Origin of the sequence: Pantoea sp. R102 (genome assembly GCF_004916815.1) — a bacterium.
Classification (GTDB): Bacteria; Pseudomonadota; Gammaproteobacteria; order Enterobacterales; family Enterobacteriaceae; genus Pantoea; species Pantoea dispersa.
This window is the reverse complement of sequence record NZ_SDFT01000028.1, coordinates 19,577-36,616: the sequence shown is the minus strand read 5'-3', so window position 1 is coordinate 36,616 and position 17,040 is coordinate 19,577. Positions and strand designations below refer to the sequence as shown.

Annotated in this window: 17 protein-coding genes and 1 tRNA gene; 6 read left to right on the top strand and 12 right to left on the bottom strand. The window is 56.2% G+C overall.

Going from position 1 to position 17,040, the window contains the following annotated elements; translation table 11 throughout:
* The 3 genes from ERD80_RS03610 to nac all read right to left on the bottom strand — a co-directional run.
* The coding region (locus ERD80_RS03610; protein WP_248295818.1) for a GNAT family N-acetyltransferase at window positions 1–398 on the bottom strand (398 nt) is incomplete at its 3' end.
* 93 nt (window positions 399–491) lie between these two features.
* Window positions 492–1,451 carry an HTH-type transcriptional regulator Cbl gene (gene cbl, locus ERD80_RS03605; protein ID WP_021509789.1) on the bottom strand — a complete coding sequence of 320 codons (960 nt, stop codon included), beginning with the start codon at window positions 1,449–1,451 and terminating at the stop codon, window positions 492–494.
* Between the two features lie 491 nt (window positions 1,452–1,942).
* On the bottom strand, window positions 1,943–2,860 hold the full coding sequence (gene nac, locus ERD80_RS03600) for a nitrogen assimilation transcriptional regulator NAC (RefSeq protein WP_058757341.1): 918 nt from the start codon (window positions 2,858–2,860) through the stop codon (window positions 1,943–1,945).
* A 185-nt stretch (window positions 2,861–3,045) separates the two neighbouring features.
* Here nac and ERD80_RS22395 point away from each other — a divergent pair, with 185 nt between their 5' ends.
* Window positions 3,046–3,195: a hypothetical protein gene (locus ERD80_RS22395; RefSeq protein WP_155519939.1), complete on the top strand. Its 150-nt coding sequence runs from the start codon at window positions 3,046–3,048 to the stop codon at window positions 3,193–3,195.
* Window positions 3,196–3,317: 122 nt separating this feature from the next.
* Here ERD80_RS22395 and ERD80_RS03595 read toward each other — a convergent pair whose 3' ends face one another.
* From ERD80_RS03595 to ERD80_RS03585, 3 genes are read right to left on the bottom strand one after another with little or no spacing between them, the layout of a single operon-like run.
* Entirely contained in the window at window positions 3,318–4,349 is a 1,032-nt protein-coding gene (locus ERD80_RS03595) for an ABC transporter permease (protein WP_058777949.1), read from the bottom strand.
* A gap of 14 nt (window positions 4,350–4,363) precedes the next feature.
* Window positions 4,364–5,848, bottom strand: a complete 1,485-nt coding sequence (locus ERD80_RS03590; protein ID WP_021509786.1) for a sugar ABC transporter ATP-binding protein — start codon at window positions 5,846–5,848, stop codon at window positions 4,364–4,366.
* 32 nt (window positions 5,849–5,880) lie between these two features.
* Window positions 5,881–6,804 (bottom strand): sugar ABC transporter substrate-binding protein, encoded by a 924-nt coding sequence (locus tag ERD80_RS03585; RefSeq protein WP_058757339.1) that lies wholly within the window; start codon window positions 6,802–6,804, stop codon window positions 5,881–5,883.
* A 507-nt stretch (window positions 6,805–7,311) separates the two neighbouring features.
* Between ERD80_RS03585 and ERD80_RS03580 the strand changes: the two genes are divergently transcribed.
* Window positions 7,312–7,387 (top strand) — tRNA-Asn (locus ERD80_RS03580).
* A gap of 126 nt (window positions 7,388–7,513) precedes the next feature.
* Here the strand turns inward: ERD80_RS03580 and ERD80_RS03575 are convergent.
* The gene (locus ERD80_RS03575; RefSeq protein WP_104189740.1) at window positions 7,514–7,963 is read right to left on the bottom strand and encodes a GNAT family N-acetyltransferase; all 450 of its coding nucleotides are present in this window, start codon (window positions 7,961–7,963) and stop codon (window positions 7,514–7,516) included.
* Between the two features lie 42 nt (window positions 7,964–8,005).
* Entirely contained in the window at window positions 8,006–8,896 is an 891-nt protein-coding gene (locus tag ERD80_RS03570; RefSeq protein ID WP_136545780.1) for an SDR family oxidoreductase, read from the bottom strand.
* Window positions 8,897–9,016: 120 nt separating this feature from the next.
* On the opposite strand from ERD80_RS03570, the gene ERD80_RS03565 reads away from it, so the two are divergent.
* Entirely contained in the window at window positions 9,017–9,928 is a 912-nt protein-coding gene (locus ERD80_RS03565) for an AraC family transcriptional regulator (RefSeq protein ID WP_168926249.1), read from the top strand.
* Window positions 9,929–9,953: 25 nt separating this feature from the next.
* Here the strand turns inward: ERD80_RS03565 and ERD80_RS03560 are convergent, their stop codons facing one another.
* The 4 genes from ERD80_RS03560 to ERD80_RS03545 all read right to left on the bottom strand — a co-directional run bounded on the left by ERD80_RS03560 (window position 9,954) and on the right by ERD80_RS03545 (window position 13,484).
* Window positions 9,954–10,715, bottom strand: a complete 762-nt coding sequence (locus ERD80_RS03560; RefSeq protein ID WP_136545775.1) for an SDR family oxidoreductase — start codon at window positions 10,713–10,715, stop codon at window positions 9,954–9,956.
* A 171-nt stretch (window positions 10,716–10,886) separates the two neighbouring features.
* Entirely contained in the window at window positions 10,887–11,540 is a 654-nt protein-coding gene (locus ERD80_RS03555; RefSeq protein ID WP_058771108.1) for a methionine ABC transporter permease, read from the bottom strand.
* Complete coding sequence (locus ERD80_RS03550) at window positions 11,521–12,645, bottom strand: ATP-binding cassette domain-containing protein (protein ID WP_136545773.1); 1,125 nt, start codon at window positions 12,643–12,645, stop codon at window positions 11,521–11,523. Before ERD80_RS03550 ends, ERD80_RS03555 begins: the two co-directional genes overlap by 20 nt.
* An 11-nt stretch (window positions 12,646–12,656) precedes the next feature.
* Window positions 12,657–13,484: a MetQ/NlpA family lipoprotein gene (locus ERD80_RS03545; protein ID WP_136545771.1), complete on the bottom strand. Its 828-nt coding sequence runs from the start codon at window positions 13,482–13,484 to the stop codon at window positions 12,657–12,659.
* A 212-nt stretch (window positions 13,485–13,696) separates the two neighbouring features.
* Between ERD80_RS03545 and ERD80_RS03540 the strand changes: the two genes are divergently transcribed.
* From ERD80_RS03540 to ERD80_RS03530, 3 genes are all read left to right on the top strand, one after another.
* On the top strand, window positions 13,697–14,338 hold the full coding sequence (locus ERD80_RS03540; protein ID WP_021509768.1) for a TetR family transcriptional regulator: 642 nt from the start codon (window positions 13,697–13,699) through the stop codon (window positions 14,336–14,338).
* 78 nt (window positions 14,339–14,416) lie between these two features.
* Entirely contained in the window at window positions 14,417–15,799 is a 1,383-nt protein-coding gene (locus tag ERD80_RS03535; protein WP_136545769.1) for a D-arabinono-1,4-lactone oxidase, read from the top strand.
* 18 nt (window positions 15,800–15,817) lie between these two features.
* A complete protein-coding gene (locus tag ERD80_RS03530; protein WP_136545767.1) occupies window positions 15,818–16,645 on the top strand; it encodes a glycosyltransferase family 8 protein in 828 nt (275 codons plus the stop codon).
* The last annotated feature ends 395 nt before the right edge of the window (window positions 16,646–17,040 follow it).

The window sequence follows — 17,040 nt, the reverse complement described above, 5'->3', positions numbered from 1 at the left end:
GCAGGCTGCTGCGCCAGCGCGCGCGTCTGATGCTGCGCCACGCGATCGCAGGCCTGGAAGCCGAGCTTCTCATACAGCACCTGCCCCATATCGGTGGCGTGCAGCCGCACGTTGCAGCCGGAGAATTTTTCCAGCATGGCCTGCATCACCTGGCGGCCAATACCGCGTCCGCGCGCCTGTTCGCTCACAATCACCAGACCAATAGTGGCGGCATCCGGTCCCCAGCGCCAGCCAATCGCCCCGCCGAGATAGTCGCCCTGCGCCTCAACCACCACGCCTTCACCCAGGGCGATGAGCTGCTGCCAGTCTTCGCGGCGGTGCGCCCAGCCCAGTTGCTGAGTCAGGCGATAACCCGCTTCGGCGTCCGCGAGGGTCATGGCGCGCAATATCGTATTCATTCTGTTCTCCCTGAGAGGCGTTCTGCCCGCCAGCTTGCCACGTCCGTTTGCGGAAGCAAATAAAAAAGGCCCGCACCGGGCCAGAGAGGAAACTCAGATTTGGAAATCGATGGCGGGTTCGTCGTCGGTTTCGTAAGAGAGCGCCTGCCGTTTGATCTCTTCCAGTGACAGGTTAGCGTTACACAGTTCAAGGAACTGCCAGACGTAGTTGCGCTGGAGCTGGCCGCGCTTCAGTCCGAGCCACACGGTGTTGGCATCAAACAGATGGTGAGCATCGATCTTCACCAGGTCTTCGCCATCGTAAATATCGCATGCCTGATCGGCGAGGATACCGACGCCCAGCCCGAGTTCGACATAGGTTTTCACCACGTCAGAATCCTGCGCGCTGAGCACGATATCCGGGCGAAGGCCAGCAGCCTGGAATGCACGGTCCACGCGCGAGCGACCGGTGATCCCCTGACGATAGGTGATCAGCGGATGGCGGCTGAGGCTGGCGAGCGTGACCGGCTGATTCGCCAGCAGCTCGTGATCGTGCGGCACCAGCAGCGAGTGGTGCCAGCTGAACCACGGGAATGCCGCCAGGCTGGTGTTATTTACCAGTTGCTCCGAGGCGATGCCGACATCGGCCTCACCGGCCAGCAGCATGGCGACTATTTCCTGCGGTGAACCCTGATTGAGTTCCAGCCGCACGTTGGGATAGAGCTGGCGAAACGCTTTGATGACGCGCGGCAGGCTATAGCGCGCCTGGGTGTGCGTGGTGGCGATGGTCAGCACGCCGCTGGTCTCATTGGTAAACACATCCGCCAGCCGGCGCACTTTGCCGGCCTCATCAAGGATGCGTTCAGCAATGGTCAGCAGCGCTTTGCCCGGTTCGGTCATGCCTAACAGCCGCTTGCCACGACGAATGAAGATTTCCACGCCCAGTTCATCTTCCAGATCGCGAATATGCCGGCTCACCCCCGATTGTGAGGTAAACAACGTATTGGCGACTTCTGTCAGGTTGAATTCGCAACGGGCCGCTTCGCGTATAATTTTAAGTTGCTGGAAATTCACACCCTTTTCTCCTGTTTCCTGCCCCTGTTTCGTCCATGTTATGAAGTTGGTGTGATTGCAACAAATAATAAAAAACGGTGTGTTATGCGGAATAGTAATAAGCGTGAGGTTGGGGATGGGGGCGCTTTGCCGCCCTCACCCCGGCCCTCTCCCATGGGGAGAGGGAGTGGATCGCGCGCAGGAGCGGATAAATGTGATGCGATTTGCTGCCCTCACCCCGGCCCTCTCCCATGGGGAGAGGGAGTGGATCGCGCGCAGGTGCGGATAAATGTGAAGCGATTTGCTGCCCTCACCCCGGCCCTCTCCCATAGGGAGAGGGAGTGGATCGCGCGCAGGTGTGGGTAAATGTGCTGCGATTTGCCGCCCTCACCCATGAGGAGAGAGCGGATCGCGCGAGATTGAGATGGCGTGCCGGGATAGATGGCCGCGCCAGACGGTTCCCTCTCCCGCGGGCGGGAGAGGGTTAGGGTGAGGGGAAAAACCTCTCTCTATCACCCCACTAACATCAGCTCGCGCTCTTCCACCATCGGCTTATTCAGCAGCGACAGCAGAATATTTTTGACCGCCTGCGCCGATGGCGACAGCGGCAGGCGCGCTGAGACGTTCAGCGACAGCGGCAGATTCAGCGATGGACTGTTAATGCGTGCCATCCACGCATGCGTTGAACTCACCAGCGCGCGTGCCGCCGATTCCGGCAGTACGGTAACGCCCATGCCGCTCGACACCGCCGCGGTTAAGGTTGAGATCGACTCAATTTCACCGATGATTTTCGCGCTCAGACGACGCAGCGAGAACGCTTCGTCCACGCGTTTGCGCACTGCGCTGTAGTCACGCGGCAGGAACAGGTTCATCTGCGCCACGTCAGCCAGATCCACCGTAGCACCCGGACAGGCCGTCGCCCCTACCAGATACAGCTCCTCTTTCATCAGCGGAATGCTGTTGATACCGGCAGTCGGCGCCCGATCGTACAGCACGGCCATATCCAGCTGGCCATTCATCACTTTCTCATTGAGTGAAGTGCCGCTGTTCTCGTGCAGATAAACCAGCACATCAGGATATTGCTCGCGCACCGTTTGCAGCAGCGGCATGGTGAGTGAAGAGGCCGCCGTGCCCGGCGCGAGGCCAATCGATACCTGACCATTGAGCGCCTGGCCAGCGTTGATCACCGCTGTCTGCGCCTGTTCGCACTGGCGCAGAATGGTGCGTGCGTGAGCATAAAGAATTTTACCGGCTTCGGTTGGCGTTACGCCGCGCTTGGTGCGGATCAGCAACTGCTGGTCGAGTTCGTTCTCCAGCGTCGCCACCTGTTGGCTGAGTGCAGGTTGTGCGATATGCAGGACTTCTGCTGCCTGCGTCAGGCTGCCGATATCGACGATTTTTACAAAGTATTTCAGTCGTCTTAAGTTCATATTGCCTCCGTCACGGATCCCCGAATGCCCAAATGATGAGTTCTCAGCCTGCTGGCTTGTGACAAAGAAATTGCAATATGCAGGCCAGGTTTGATCTTTACCCGGCGGGCACTGACCAGAATTTTCCTAACGAACGGGAAAATAAGCGTTTCTGATTACCCCGAATGGGTTAATAAGTGCCGCACATGACCCATAACGTTTATCCGCTGGCGATGACGCACCCTGATGGTGCAGCATTTGCGAGGCAGATGTGCAAAAAAGTGATGACTGCGCGTGCTGCTGTGGTGCAAAACGGGCAGAAAATGCACGGATTGCGGGGGCAGAAAGGAGAATAAAGAGAAATTGCGCGGTGGCTATCAGTGGGAAAACTTATTGCGTCTGACGATGCCGGCAGCCCGGCAGCGTGCAATTACCGCCTTAACCCTGCTCCTCTCCCGGAAGAGAGGAGCAGAACGGGTTAGCGTTTTTTGCGGTTGCGGTGCATATCGATTGAAACCGCTGCGACGATGATCATCCCTTTGATGATGTCCTGCACGTAGGCATCGACGCCAACAAAGGTAAAGCCACTTTTGATTAAACCGAGGATTACTGCGCCGATCAGCGTGCCGGTAATCCGCCCGACGCCGCCCATCAGGCTGCTGCCACCGATAACTGCGGCGGCGATGGCGTCGAGTTCATACGCCATGCCCATGCTCGACTGGCCGCTGCTGACGCGCGCCGCCAGCACCACCCCCGCCAGACCCGAGAGCGCCCCGGCGATGGTATACACGATGATCAGGTATTTATTAACGTTGATGCCCGATACTTTGGCGGAGGTCATGTTGCCGCCAATCGCATAGACATATTTGCCGTAGCGGGTGTGTTTGAGTGCGATGTGGAACAGGAAGGCGACCACCAGGAAGATAATCACCGGCATCGCGCCCTGGCCGATGGAGGTGAAGCCGTCCGACAGGAAGCTGATCGGGTTACCCTGAGTATAATATTGTGCCAGACCGCGCGCCGACACCATCATACCGAGCGTGGCGATAAACGGCGGAATACCGGTTTTAGTGATGAGCACGCCGTTGACCACGCCGCACAGCAGGCCGACGCCGATGCCGGCGACGATCGGGATGGCGGCAGGCAGATTGACCAGCGACGGATACATCGGCGACAGGCTGTCAGACGTCTGCGCCAGGCTGGCGGCAACCACCGCCGTCAGGGCGATAACCGAACCGGACGACAGGTCGATACCGGTAGTAATAATCACCTGGGTGACGCCGACGGCGATGATACCAATGATCGCCACCTGCAGCACAATCAGCACTAAACGGTTGGTGTTGAGCAAAAATGACTGGTCACGCACGTACCAGCCGGCTATTTCAAAAATCAGCGCAATACCTAACATCACGACAAAGATGCCGGTGTCTTTCGGCAGTTTATGGCGCAGATTGCCGAAGAAAGAACTCTGTTCGGTGGCCTGCGGGGCCGTTACTTTTACGTTACTCATAGGGGTCTCGTGCCTCACTCGGATGCCAACGACAAAATGGTTTCCTGGTCGGCCTCTTCTTTATCGAGGATGCCGGTTATACGTCCGCCGTGCATCACCATCACCCGGTCGCTCATGCCGAGAATCTCCGGCAGCTCAGAGGACACCATGATGATGGCCACGCCACGGTTAGCCAGTTCACTGATCAGGCGGTAGATTTCGGCTTTGGCGCCAACATCAATGCCGCGGGTTGGTTCATCGAGGATCAGAATCTTCGGTTGCGCCAGCAGCCAGCGCGCAATCAGCACCTTCTGCTGATTACCGCCGCTGAGGTTATTGATGATCTGATCCATGGTCGGCGTTTTAATATTGAGTTTGCGGATCTGCTCCATGCAGTCCTGCGCCATCTTCATGTGGCTAACGAAACCGCTTTTGCCGATGTAATCGGGCATATTGACGATGCTCATGTTCTCCAGCACCGATAACACCAGAAATAGCCCGGACTTTTTGCGGTCTTCGGTGAGAAACGCCATGCCCTTCTCAATCGCCGTCGACGGCGAGTCGATTTTCACCGGCACACCATCAATCAGCACTTCACCGCTGTCGAAGCTTTCCATGCCGAACAGGCTCTCCATCACCTCGCTGCGTCCGGCACCCACCAGCCCGGCCACGCCGAGGATTTCGCCTTTGCGCACGCTGAAGCTGACATCGGTAAAGCGGTCTTTGCAGGTCAGGTTGCGCACCGTCAGCACTTCTTCGCCGATGGCGCTGTTGAATTTAGGGAACAGCTGCGTCAGTTCGCGTCCCACCATCTGAGTGATCAGCGACTGACGGGTAAAGGCGGTGGTGCTGTTGCTGCCGACCCAGGTGCCGTCGCGGAAGATGCTGATCTCATCGGTGATGGCGAAAATTTCATCCATTTTATGGCTGATATAGATGATGGCTTTGCCCTGGGCACGCAGGTCGCGGATGATGGTGAACAGATGCGCCACTTCAGTTTCCGTCAGCGCCGAGGTCGGTTCATCCATAATCACGATGTCGGAGTTCCACGACACCGCTTTGGCAATTTCCACCATCTGCTGGGATGCAATGCTGAGCTCGCCGACCAGCCGATCGGCTTTCAGACGGATATTCAGCTTGTTAAGCAGTTCCTGCGTCTGCTGGTTGAGCTTGCCGTGATCGACAAAGCCGTATTTCATCGGTTCACGACCGAGCCAGATATTCTCCGCCACGGTCATGTAAGGCACCAGATTCAGCTCCTGGTGAATCATGGAAATGCCGGAACGCAGCGCGTCCATGGTGTCCTGAAACTGCACTGGCTCCCCTTTAATGCGGATAGTGCCCTTATCGGGACGATACATCCCGATAAGGCATTTCATTAAAGTGGATTTGCCCGCGCCATTTTCACCCATCAGGGCATGTACCGACCCCGGCTTAATACGCAGTGAGACATTGTCGAGTGCCTTCACTCCGGGGAAGAACTTGCTGATGCCTTCGGCTTCAAGCGCAAAAGCGGTCATACATCACCTCCGTACGGCTTAAGGGGGAGCGATTATTTCTGGTTACGGTTTTCGAACTGCGCCATGTTGTCTTTGGTGATCAGCTGGTAAGGGATGTTGATGATTTTTTCCACTTTTTCGCCGTTCGCCAGTTTCACCGCAGTCTGTACGGCACCTTCGCCCTGACCTTTCGCATCCTGGAATACGGTGGCAACCATTTTGCCATTCTTCAGCATTTGCAGCGCATCAGGCGTACCGTCCACGCCGGCAATCAGGATGTGGTTCGGGTTTTTACCCAGCGCCTGCAGCGCACCAATCGCCATTTCATCGTTGTTTGAGGCAATGGCCTGGATATCGTCACCGGCGGTCATCCAGTTGCTCACCACGTCTACCGCATCGTTACGCGTAAACTTGGCGGTTTGCTTCTGTACCACCTTAATGCCCGGATATTTGGCGACCACCGCTTCGACGCCTTTAGTACGGTCACGGGTTGATTCGTTCGCCAGGTCGCCCATCAGGATCGCCACGTTGCCTTTGCCGTTCATCGCTTTGGCCAGTGCTTCCATCTGCAGACGGCCCGCCAGTTCAGAGTCGGAGCCGACGTACGCCATCTTGTCGGTCAGCTGACCCGCCGGTTTGCGGTTGACGAATACCAGTGGAATACCGGCTTTGGTCGCGGCATCCATGATCGGCTTCACCGCGTTAGTATCGACCGGGTTAACGACGATGGCGTCGACGCCCTGGCCGATGAAGTTTTGTACCTGCTGCAGCTGCTGAGAGACGTCGCCTTTGGCATCTTCCACCTGGCCTTTCACGTTGTCTTTTTGCATCTCTTTTTGCATGGCTGTGCGCAGGATGGTGAGGAAGTTGTCATCAAACAGCGCCATAGAAACGCCCACCTGGATATCTTTTGCCATCACAGCGGCAGGTAACATGCAAGCTAACAGGGAAGTCACTAACGCTTTTTTGAATTTCATAGGTAACCCTTCTTATTTGTTAACGTGCTCAGGTTGGCTGAGTCCGCGAATGAAAAATATCTTTTACATTCACTCAACGTCGCTGGCGTTTTTTTTCTGTTCGTAGAGGTAAGGCTTCTGGTCTGACGCTATCGGTACCGTGCTGCTCCTTTTTTCAACATCTTCCTTATCAATATGTTACTTTCGCAAGAAGCATTGAGCGGACAAAACTCGTTTCCGGCGTGATGATAAGCAGTTCATTTGTTTCATCCATTCTTCTTTTGAAATTTTCATCATAAAAGCACTGAAATGATTGTTTTAAAATCGGCAAATAACAAAACTTTGACACGCATCTAACATCTCAAAGGAAATGCGTTTAAAGTGAGATCTTGCTGGCAGTTTGAAATCTGCCCATTCAAGGCAGAAAAGCAGCAATCCGCTGCTTTTACGCGCACTTAAACCAGAAGTGTGCGATCGGGCTTTGACAACGGGGATCGGCATCGCTAATATTCGCCTCGTTCCAACGATTCCTCTGTAGTTCAGTCGGTAGAACGGCGGACTGTTAATCCGTATGTCACTGGTTCGAGTCCAGTCAGAGGAGCCAGATTTTAAGAAGCCCGCTCAGGGAAACCTGAGCGGGCTTTTTGTTGTGGTGAGTTTGCTGGGCGATGGAAGATGATACGGGCCGCTAAATCAAACCCGCCGGACTGATGTCAGCCACCCTTTTATTTTATAACGTTTTGCCCAGGCAAATGGCCTCTTCCCGGCCGCGGTAGGGTCCGTAATTTTCTCTCTGCCGGTAACCCTGCCTGATATAAAAATCCACGGCGCGCTGATTAACATGCCGGGTTTCCAGACACAGTTCACGATATCCCAGGGTTTTTGCCGCGGCTTCCAGAGCGCAGAGCAAGGCGCAGCCGATGCCCGGCAAACTGCGGTCGGAGAACATCCTTTTCAGTTCAGCGATCCCGGCAGCCACCGGCCGTAACGCGCCGCAGCCGACGGCCGTGCCCTGCGCGTCTCTCGCGATCACCCACAACGCGCCTTCACCCTGAAAGGTGTCAACGCTGGCGCGGCTGTTTCCGCCATCGCCAGTGATAGCCGCAAGCTCTGCGGAGAGTTTTTCAATCAGCCACTGTGATTCCGCCGAGCGCGGGTCTGCGTGTTCAATCTTCACCATCGTGATACCTGTATCGAAGGATGCTGCTGTGCCGCTATGGTTTTACGCTAATCTGAAGTAGCGTTCCAGATCCTGCAGTAAACCCGGATGCGAAGGTTGCCAGCCGGTACGCTGCCGGGTTAGTTCTGCTGATGCACGCATATCCATGGTAACGAACAGCGCCAGCCAGCCAAAGTGGGCACTGGCTTCTTCGCGGGTCAGTTGCACGACAGGAACACCCAGGCCCGCTCCGATGTCTTCGGCAATGTTGCGCAATGAAATGCCCTGTTCCGCAACGGCATGGTAACGCTGGCCAGGCAGCGCTTTCTCAAGCACTGTCCGATAAAGTGAGGCGACATCAGCAACATGCGCCGCAGCCCATTGATTGTTTCCCTCTTCCACATAGGCTGAAACGCCTTTTTCTCGCGCCAGCTGGATTAACGCTGAAACGAACCCCTGTTTTACCTCGTTGTGCACTTGAGGCAACCGGATGATGGAAACATTGACGCCACTGTCTGCGACCTGGGCTGCTGCTATTTCAGTCGATTTGCGCGGATTTTGCGTCGACGGGTCGTAAAAATCCTCGCTGGCAAGCTGACCCGGTGCACGACTGCCCATGGCAGCAACTGAAGTGATAAGTAATGGTCGCGTCGAATCCAGTAATCCCTTACCCAAGGCTGCAATTGCCTGAGTTTCCTGCATTGCCGTGTCCTGTGGGTGAGCAAAAGCGTGGTCATAAGCGCAGTGGATCACCGCGTCAGCGGCGCGGGCACCCACGGTCAGACTCAGAAGATTCTTCAGTTCGCCCCGGTGCGCGTCCGCGCCAATACGATTAAGACGCTGGACAGTCTGCTCCGAACGAGCCAGTCCGGTGACATGATGACCGGCCTGAATCAGCTCAGCGGCGAGCGCCATACCGATAAACCCGCTTGCACCTGTTATGAACACATTCATTACAATCCCCTTATCGATGGTCTGGGACAAAAACGTCCCGGTGATAAGCAGATTAAAATATGAATAATGGTACGGTCTCTGCTATAACGAGGTAATTTTATGCAGATCGTACGGAATTTTATGGATCCACTTTCCGAAGTGCTTACTCTGCTCAGATTGCAGGGGGCTATCTCAGGCGGTTTTCCAGTGGAAGCACAGACCGCGCTGGTGTTTGCGCCTCATCAGGGCATCAAATGCTACTGTGTTGTGGAAGGTTGCTGCTGGGTAGCGGTTGATGGAAACCAGCAGCCTCTGTTACTGGAAACCGGCGACTGTGTATTTCTCACCTCTGGCAAATCCTTTAGTCTGGCCACCCATCCCACAGCGAAAAGACAGCCTTTTGTACCGCCCGACAGCGAAACGGGCGCGCTGACGCAGGTCACGCCCGATCAGGGTGCTTTTATTCTCGGCGGTCGATATACCTTCGATAGCGCACTGGCAGATATCCTGCTGCAGGCTCTGCCCGCGATCATTCCTGTCAGGCAGGGCACGGGAACCAACATTATGCGCAGTGCGATGGAATGTCTGAGAGAGGAGATACAAACTTCGCAGCCAGGCGGCGTTTTACTCTCGCAGCAACTGGTGCAGATTATGCTGGTGCAGGCGCTCAGGGTATTTCTTCAGCAGGAAGGTGAAGAGCGTATTGGCTGGCTATTTGCCCTTTGCGATCCTCAACTCAAAGCCGCACTTAATTTAATGCATGCCGATCCCGCGTTCTCGTGGACGTTGCAGGAACTGGCCCATCGGACGGGGATGTCGCGTACGGTATTCGCGAAAAAATTTAAATCCCGGGTGGGGATGACGCCGATGCGATACCTGTCGAGATGGCGAATGCTGCTGGCAGGGGAGCGCCTGAGAAGCTCGCGCGAACCCATTTCGCAGATTTCATTTTCTGCCGGATATGATACTGAAAGCGCATTTGGACGCGCGTTTAAAAAAGAGTGGGGATGCTCTCCACGAGAGCATCGTCAACAGCAACAAAACGCCACGTAGTGAGTGGATATTGCACTATCAGTGCTTAATTATTTTGCCCCGCGAGGCGATCGTTAAACGCCTGATAAAAGGCAGTATAATCTCCGCGAGCGGCAAAGCGCTGAGGCTTAACCCTTTCAACCAGCACCTCGGCAGTGTCCGGCTGTTCCTGCAATATTTGCAGCGTTTCCTGCATATACTCAGCCAACGGCATCGCTGCCGGATTCGTTGCATGCTGCCTGCCCATTAATTCAGTTTGTACCAGCGGCGGAACCAGTTCCGTTACCTGAATGGCGGTATCACGCAATTGATAGCGCAGACTCTGCGTCCAGGAGTGAATTGCCGCTTTGGTGGCACAATACGCAGGGGTAAGCGACAGGGGCACAAAGGCGAGACCGGAAGAAACGGTCAGAATAGCGGCGTGGGGTTGCGCCAGAAAATGTTCAATTAGCGCAGCCGTTAAGCGAATCGGCCCTAATAAATTGGTGGTGATTTCTGCTTCAGCCACAGTAACGTCACCCCTTTTCAGATCTTCCCTGCGCATGATGCCGGCGTTATGGATCACCACATTCAGTGCCGGCCAGCGCTGAATGACAGTTTGCGCACCGCTGAGAATTGCATCATGACTATCCATATCCATTACGATGGCGTGCATGCCAGGATTGGCTGCGATAGTTTCATCCAGTACCTCTTTTCGCCTGCCAGCAATAATAACCTGATTACCTGCAGCCAAAAGCGCTTCAGCCATAGCACGTCCTATGCCTGAACCGCCGCCGGTGATCAAAATGGTGTTACCGGTTAATTCCATAAAACTCTCCTTAACGTGCAATTAACGATCCGAACGGATATTTGCGATGCGATAAGGAGAGTATATTCAGGTTGCCGATCGGCTACTCTTCAGAAGGTACGTAATACTATGCTGAAAATACCTGCCTGACATGAAAATGTGCCCCGCGCAGAGGAAACGGAAAGATTCCGTTTACCGCCTGTCAATGCGCTGCACCAGCCGATCGCCGAGCCACTGGATACCGCACACCAGCACGATCAGTACGGCGATCACCGCCACCATCACCGCCGTGTCAAAACGCTGATAACCGTAGCGAATTGCCAGATCGCCCAGACCGCCCGCCCCGATGGCGCCCGCCATTGCCGAGGCGCCAATCAGCGCCACCAGCGTGACGACAAAACCGGAAAGAATGCCCGGCAGCGCTTCAGGAATCAGCACCTCCCAGACAATACGTAATTTGCTGGCGCCCATGGCACGCACCGCATCAATCAGCCCGCGATCGACATCGCGCAGTGAAACTTCCGCTACCCGGGCAAAATACGGCGTAGCGGTGATCGATAACGGCACAATTGCGGCCCAGGTGCCCAGGGAGGTGCCGACCAGCAGACGGGTAAAGGGAATCAGCGCCACCAGCAGAATAATGAACGGCAGCGAGCGAAAGCCGTTGATCACTACGCCCAGCAGACGATTGATGCTCCGGTTTTCAGCAATGCCGCCGGGGCTGGTGGTCACCAGAATCAGTCCCAGCGGTAATCCGGCCAGCAGCGAAAACAGGCCGGCCACCGCCGTCATCAGCAGCGTTTCACCCAACGCGTTGAGCAGTAAATCAATCATCACTGGCGACATAACCGACCAACTCCACCTGTGCCTGCTGCGCACGCAGCCAGCTGAGAACCTGATACTCATCGGCCGCGTTGGCAGCCGGGAGCGCAATAAAGAAACGCACTACCGCGTAGTGCTGAATGTGGTCGATGCCCCCCTGCAGCAGGCGAAATTTACCCGGCAGAGCGCTGGCAAACTGCGTCAGCAAATCCCCCTGCGCCGCCACGCCAGCAAAGTGAACGCTATAGATCGCCTCACCTTCACGCTGTTCGCTGAGCCGCGCTGCGAGATTTTCCGGCAGCTGCGGCAGCAGCCCGCGCAGCAGCGTGCGCGTCAGCGCGGATTGCGGATGGGCAAACACCTGCCACACCGGGCCCTGCTCGACAATCTCCCCGGCATCGATAACGGCCACGCGATGCGCCACGGATTTGATCACCTCCATCTCATGCGTGATCAGCAAAATGGTGATACCAAGCTGCTGATTGAGCGATTTCAGCAGCGCGAGAATCGAGCGGGTGGTTTCCGGATCGAGCGCCGACGTGGCTTCGTCACACAGCAGCAGCGCCGGGCTGGCGGCCAGCGCGCGGGCAATGCCGACGCGCTGTTTTTGTCCACCGGAGAGCGCCGCCGGATAGTGTCCGGCCTTGTCGCTCAACCCCACCAGCGCCAGCAGTTCCGCTACGCGCTGGTTGCGCTGTGCCTTTTCCATGCCAGCTATTTTCAGCGGCAGCGCCACATTCTGCGCCACGGTTTTTGCCGACAGCAGATTGAAGTGCTGAAACACCATGCCGACGCGACTGCGCACCGCCTGCAGCTGCTGCTCTGACAGACCGGTAATACGCCGCCCTTCAATCTCGATTACGCCTTCATCAGGCTGCTCCAGCCCGTTGAGACAGCGAATCAGCGTCGATTTTCCGGCGCCGCTGCGCCCGATCAGGCCAAGGATTTCGCCTTTTTGCACCGTCAGTGAGACATTGCGCAGCGCCTGTGTCTGGCCGAAACGGCGCGACACGCCCTGCAAACGCACCACGTTGCTGTGCTGCGCCACGCGCTCGCGTACTGTTGCCTCTTCGATCACGCCGCGCGCCACGGCGGTCAGGGGCACGGTGGCCTCGGAAAATAGCGTCATGGATGGGTTCCTTACCAGGCGGTTTCGCCCGTGCCTTTGTAGACCTTGTCAAACACCGTTTTGACGGCATCGTTCTGGTACGATGCCACCAGGGTTTTCACCCACGGGGCGCTGGCGTTCTCTTTTTTCACCGCGATAAAGTTGTTGTACGGATTGTCTTTCACCGGCTCCTGCGCGATACGATCCGCCGCGGTCAGGCCGCTTTTCAGCGCCCAGTCGGTATTGACCACTGCTGCATCAAGATCCGGCACCGAGCGACCAATGATGCCGGAATCCAGCTCTTTGATTTTCAGGTGATGGGGATTGTCAGTGATGTCGGCCGTGGTGGCGGCAATGCCGACGCCCGGTTTGAGTTTGATCAGCCCCTGTTGCTGCAGCAGCACCAGACCGCGCGCCTCGTTCGACGGATCGTTAGGCACGCCGATTACCGCTCCGTCTTTCAGAGCGGCGGCACTTTTCACTTTCTTCGAATAGAGACCGATCGGCCAGACGGCGGTATCGCCGACGCGCACGATATCGTAATGATTGACCTTGATTTGATTATTCAGGAACGGCTGATGCTGGAAGGCATTGGCATCCACTTCACCATTCTGTAACGCTTCGTTGGGCTGATTATAATCATTGAAAATCACGGTTTTCACCGTCAGCCCTTTCGCGGCGGCCTGCTTTATTACTTCACGCCAGACGTCTTCGTCCTCGCCGCTCATGATACCGACCTTCACCGCGGTTTTATCCGCCGCCTGCGCCACTGAAAACGGCGCGACCACGCTGCCGGCAACCAGTAACGCGCCGACAGTTAACAACAATTTATTTTTGGCTGATCCAAAGCGTGTGTGCATAAATTATTTCCTGAGTGTTATTATTACGCGAGTCAAAATAAGCTGCCGTGATCGACAGATACGCGCAGTATACGCAGTTGCTTATTCCAGCATTATGATTTATCCGGGAATGCTATTCCTGAAATGAATAAAGCCATGCCGCCGCTCGTCGCGCCAAAAGGCCCCGGGCGGCTGTGCTACCATGCCTGTTTGATTGACCGTTATTGAGCGCTATGTCGGATACCACACCCAAACGTAAAAATGACCCGGAAGGGTTGAAAAAACGCATCCTCGCCGGTGCGCTGCAAACCTTCGCCGAATACGGTATGCAGGGCGCGCGAATGGAGCAGATTGCTGAACTGGCACAGACTACCAAGCGCATGGTGGTGTATCACTTCATCAACAAAGAGAAGCTGTATATTGAGGTGCTGGAGCAGGTGTATCAGGCGATTCGCCAGCATGAAACCGGCCTGAATCTTACTACGCTGGAGCCGGAAGAGGCGATGATCAAACTGGTGGAAGCCAGTTTTGACTATCACGTCACGCATCCCGATTTTATGCGCCTGGTGTGTACAGAAAACCTGCTGCGCGGGCGTTACATCATGCAGTCGGAGCGCATCAAAGCGATGAACAAAAGTACCCTCGATTTGCTGGATGACATCCTGTCCCGCGGCCAGCGTCAGGGCATCTTTATCGACGGCCTGGATACCGTGGACGTACACCGCCTGCTCAGCAGTATTTGTGTGCATCACGTCTCCAACCGCTACACCTTCCACACGCTGTTTACCCCCCACGACAGTGAAGAGGACAGTATTCGCCGCAACCGTCAGCTGGCGGTGACGGCAACGCTGCGTTATATCCGCAAAGCCCCGTAATCTGCGGGTTCGCTGTGATGGTCTACGCTTGATCAAATAAACGGGACCGTGACAGACCTCAGATTAAGGAACGCTGTAGTGAAGAAAGATGCTCTCCTCTATCCGTTACGCAACACGCAACATACCGATGACACGCCTGCGCTCTGGAACTGGGCGCAGAATTCGGTAGTTGGCCAGCGCCAGCAGTTGCATCAGCCGCGTAGTGAATCCGAGCTGCAACAGCTGTTGCGCGACTCGCACGGCAAAGTGCGCGTGCTCGGCAGCCGTTTGTCGCCCGGTCGCATGCTGTGCGTACAGCCGCAGGACGTACTGCTGGATCTCAGTGCGCTGCACGGCATCCTCGCTCAGGATGAAGAGAGCGTCACGTTTGCCGCGGGCACGCCGCTGCAGCAGGTGTATGACAGCCTGACAAAGATGGATCGCATGCTCGCCTCTTCGCCCGGCGTGATTGCGGTGCAGACGCTGGCCGGCGCGCTGGCAACCGGCACCCACGGTCAGGGCCTGGCACAGAGTTCGCTGGCGGACGAAGCGCTGCATATCCGCATGGTGCTGGCCGATGGCAGCGTGCGCGAGTTTCAGCGCGGCGACGCCGATTTCCCGGCGGCGATGGTTTCACTTGGCGCGCTCGGCATCGTCACCGCCATTACGTTGCGTACTCAGCCATTTCGCCTGTTTACCTGCCATAAATTCGCGGCGTCTGCCGATTCACTGGAACAGGATTTGCTGACGTGGAATGAGCAGCACGAACTCAGCAAAGCCTGGTGGTTTGTCGATGACAACCTGATGCATGTCTGGAACGCCGATGTCGCCAGTGCCGAGGACAGCCAGGCATGGTACGACCATCAGCGCGAAGTGATTGAGCACGGCGATCAGGCCGACAGCAGCCTGAACGATACCATCGATCAGACGCTGGAACACATGCATCGCGACACGCAGATTCACGGCAAAGGCGGCAAACAGTTCCGTACCGTCACCCGCTTCCGTGATTTCACCGACATCAGCGGCGATATCTACCAGCTGTTTTGTCGTGGCATCGCCGTACCGCAGATCAACGTTGAGATTGGCGTGCCGCTGGCCAAAACGCCGGAAATTATCAGCAAGATTAAAGCCTGGTACGCGCAGAATCGTCCGCACATGCACTATCCCATCATCCTGCGCTGCACCGGCGCTTCACAGGCGTGGATGAGCCCGGCGCATCAGCAGCCGACCTGCTTTTTTGGTTTCGTGGTGTATTACGCAGATGACGGCTCGCTGTCGCAGGACGGACTGCATTTCCTCACCGAAGTGGAAAAACTGCTGGCGGCAGAAGGCGGACGTCCGCACTGGGGGAAATATTACGATCCGCAGCGCTATCAGTGGCGCGCCATCTATCCGCAGTGGGATGCGTTTCGTGCGGTGCGTGAACAGCTGGATCCGACGCACCGCTTTAGCAATGACTATGTCACGGCTTTGTTTGATTGAGTTTGATGGGGAGAATCTATGTACGCCTGGGTAACGCTGTTAACGCAGCCGGAATATTACGTCGGGGTGAAAGCGCTGCATCGCTCACTCAAACGCAGCGAAACGCGCTGGCCGCTGATTGTGATGGTCACCGATGCCATCGACCTGAGCATGCGCGAAGCATTGCAGGCGCTGGGCTGCGTGATCCATCCGGTCCAGCCGCTGATGCCGGACGCTGCGCTGGAGCAGCATTATGCCTCGGCACAGTTTGGTGAAGTATGGAGCAAGCTGCGCGCCTGGGAGCTGACCGGCTGCGAGCGCGTGGTGTTTCTTGATGCCGATATGCTGGTACTGCGCAACATGGATGAGCTGTTTACGCTTGACCTCGGTAAGCATGCGCTGGCTGCCTGTCACGCCTGCCGCTGCAACCCGAATCAAATCGCCAGCTATCCTGACAGCTGGCAGCCGGAGCATTGTCACTACACCTGGCAGGCGCGCGGTGAGACGCCGCCCGACGACCTTGATAACTATCTCAACGGCGGCTTTCTGGTACTGCAGCCGGATCAGGCGGTTTTCGACTGGCTGCAGCAGAAAGTGGCTGAGATTGACGACCTGCGCCGCTATCCGTTCTCCGAACAGGATTTGCTCAATGAAGTGTTTGCCGGACGCTGGCTGCCGCTGCCGTACATTTATAACGCGCTGAAAACCCTGCCGTTCCAGCATGCCGGCTTATGGCATGACAATGAGGTGAAGAATCTGCACTACATTCTCGCCAAGCCGTGGAAACGCGACCTGAACCAGCCAGAGGCGCAGCGCGACCGTTATTACGCGCTGGATAAGCTGTGGTGGGAGCTGGGCGCGGATTAATGGCTGGTCGCGGCACGATTTATCGGGTAATGGTTGGTCGCCATAAATGGCGACCCTACAGAGTTGAATGCGGGTCACAAGGTCTGGGTGCGTTCGTGAAGGACGCGTTGTCGCCATCAATGGCGACCCCACAGAATCTAATACGCGTCAAAGCCTTTGCTGAATTTTGTAGGGTGCGCATTTATGCGCACCTGGTAACGGCGCGATTTATCGCGCAATGGTTGGTCGCCATAAATGGCGACCCTACAGGGTTGAATGCGGGTTACAAGGTCTGGGTGCGTTCGTGAAGGACGCGTTGTCGCCATCAATGGCGACCCTACAGAATTTAAAACGGGTCAAAGCCTTTGCTGAATTTCGTAGGGTGCGCATTTATGCGCACCTGGGCGCAATGGTTG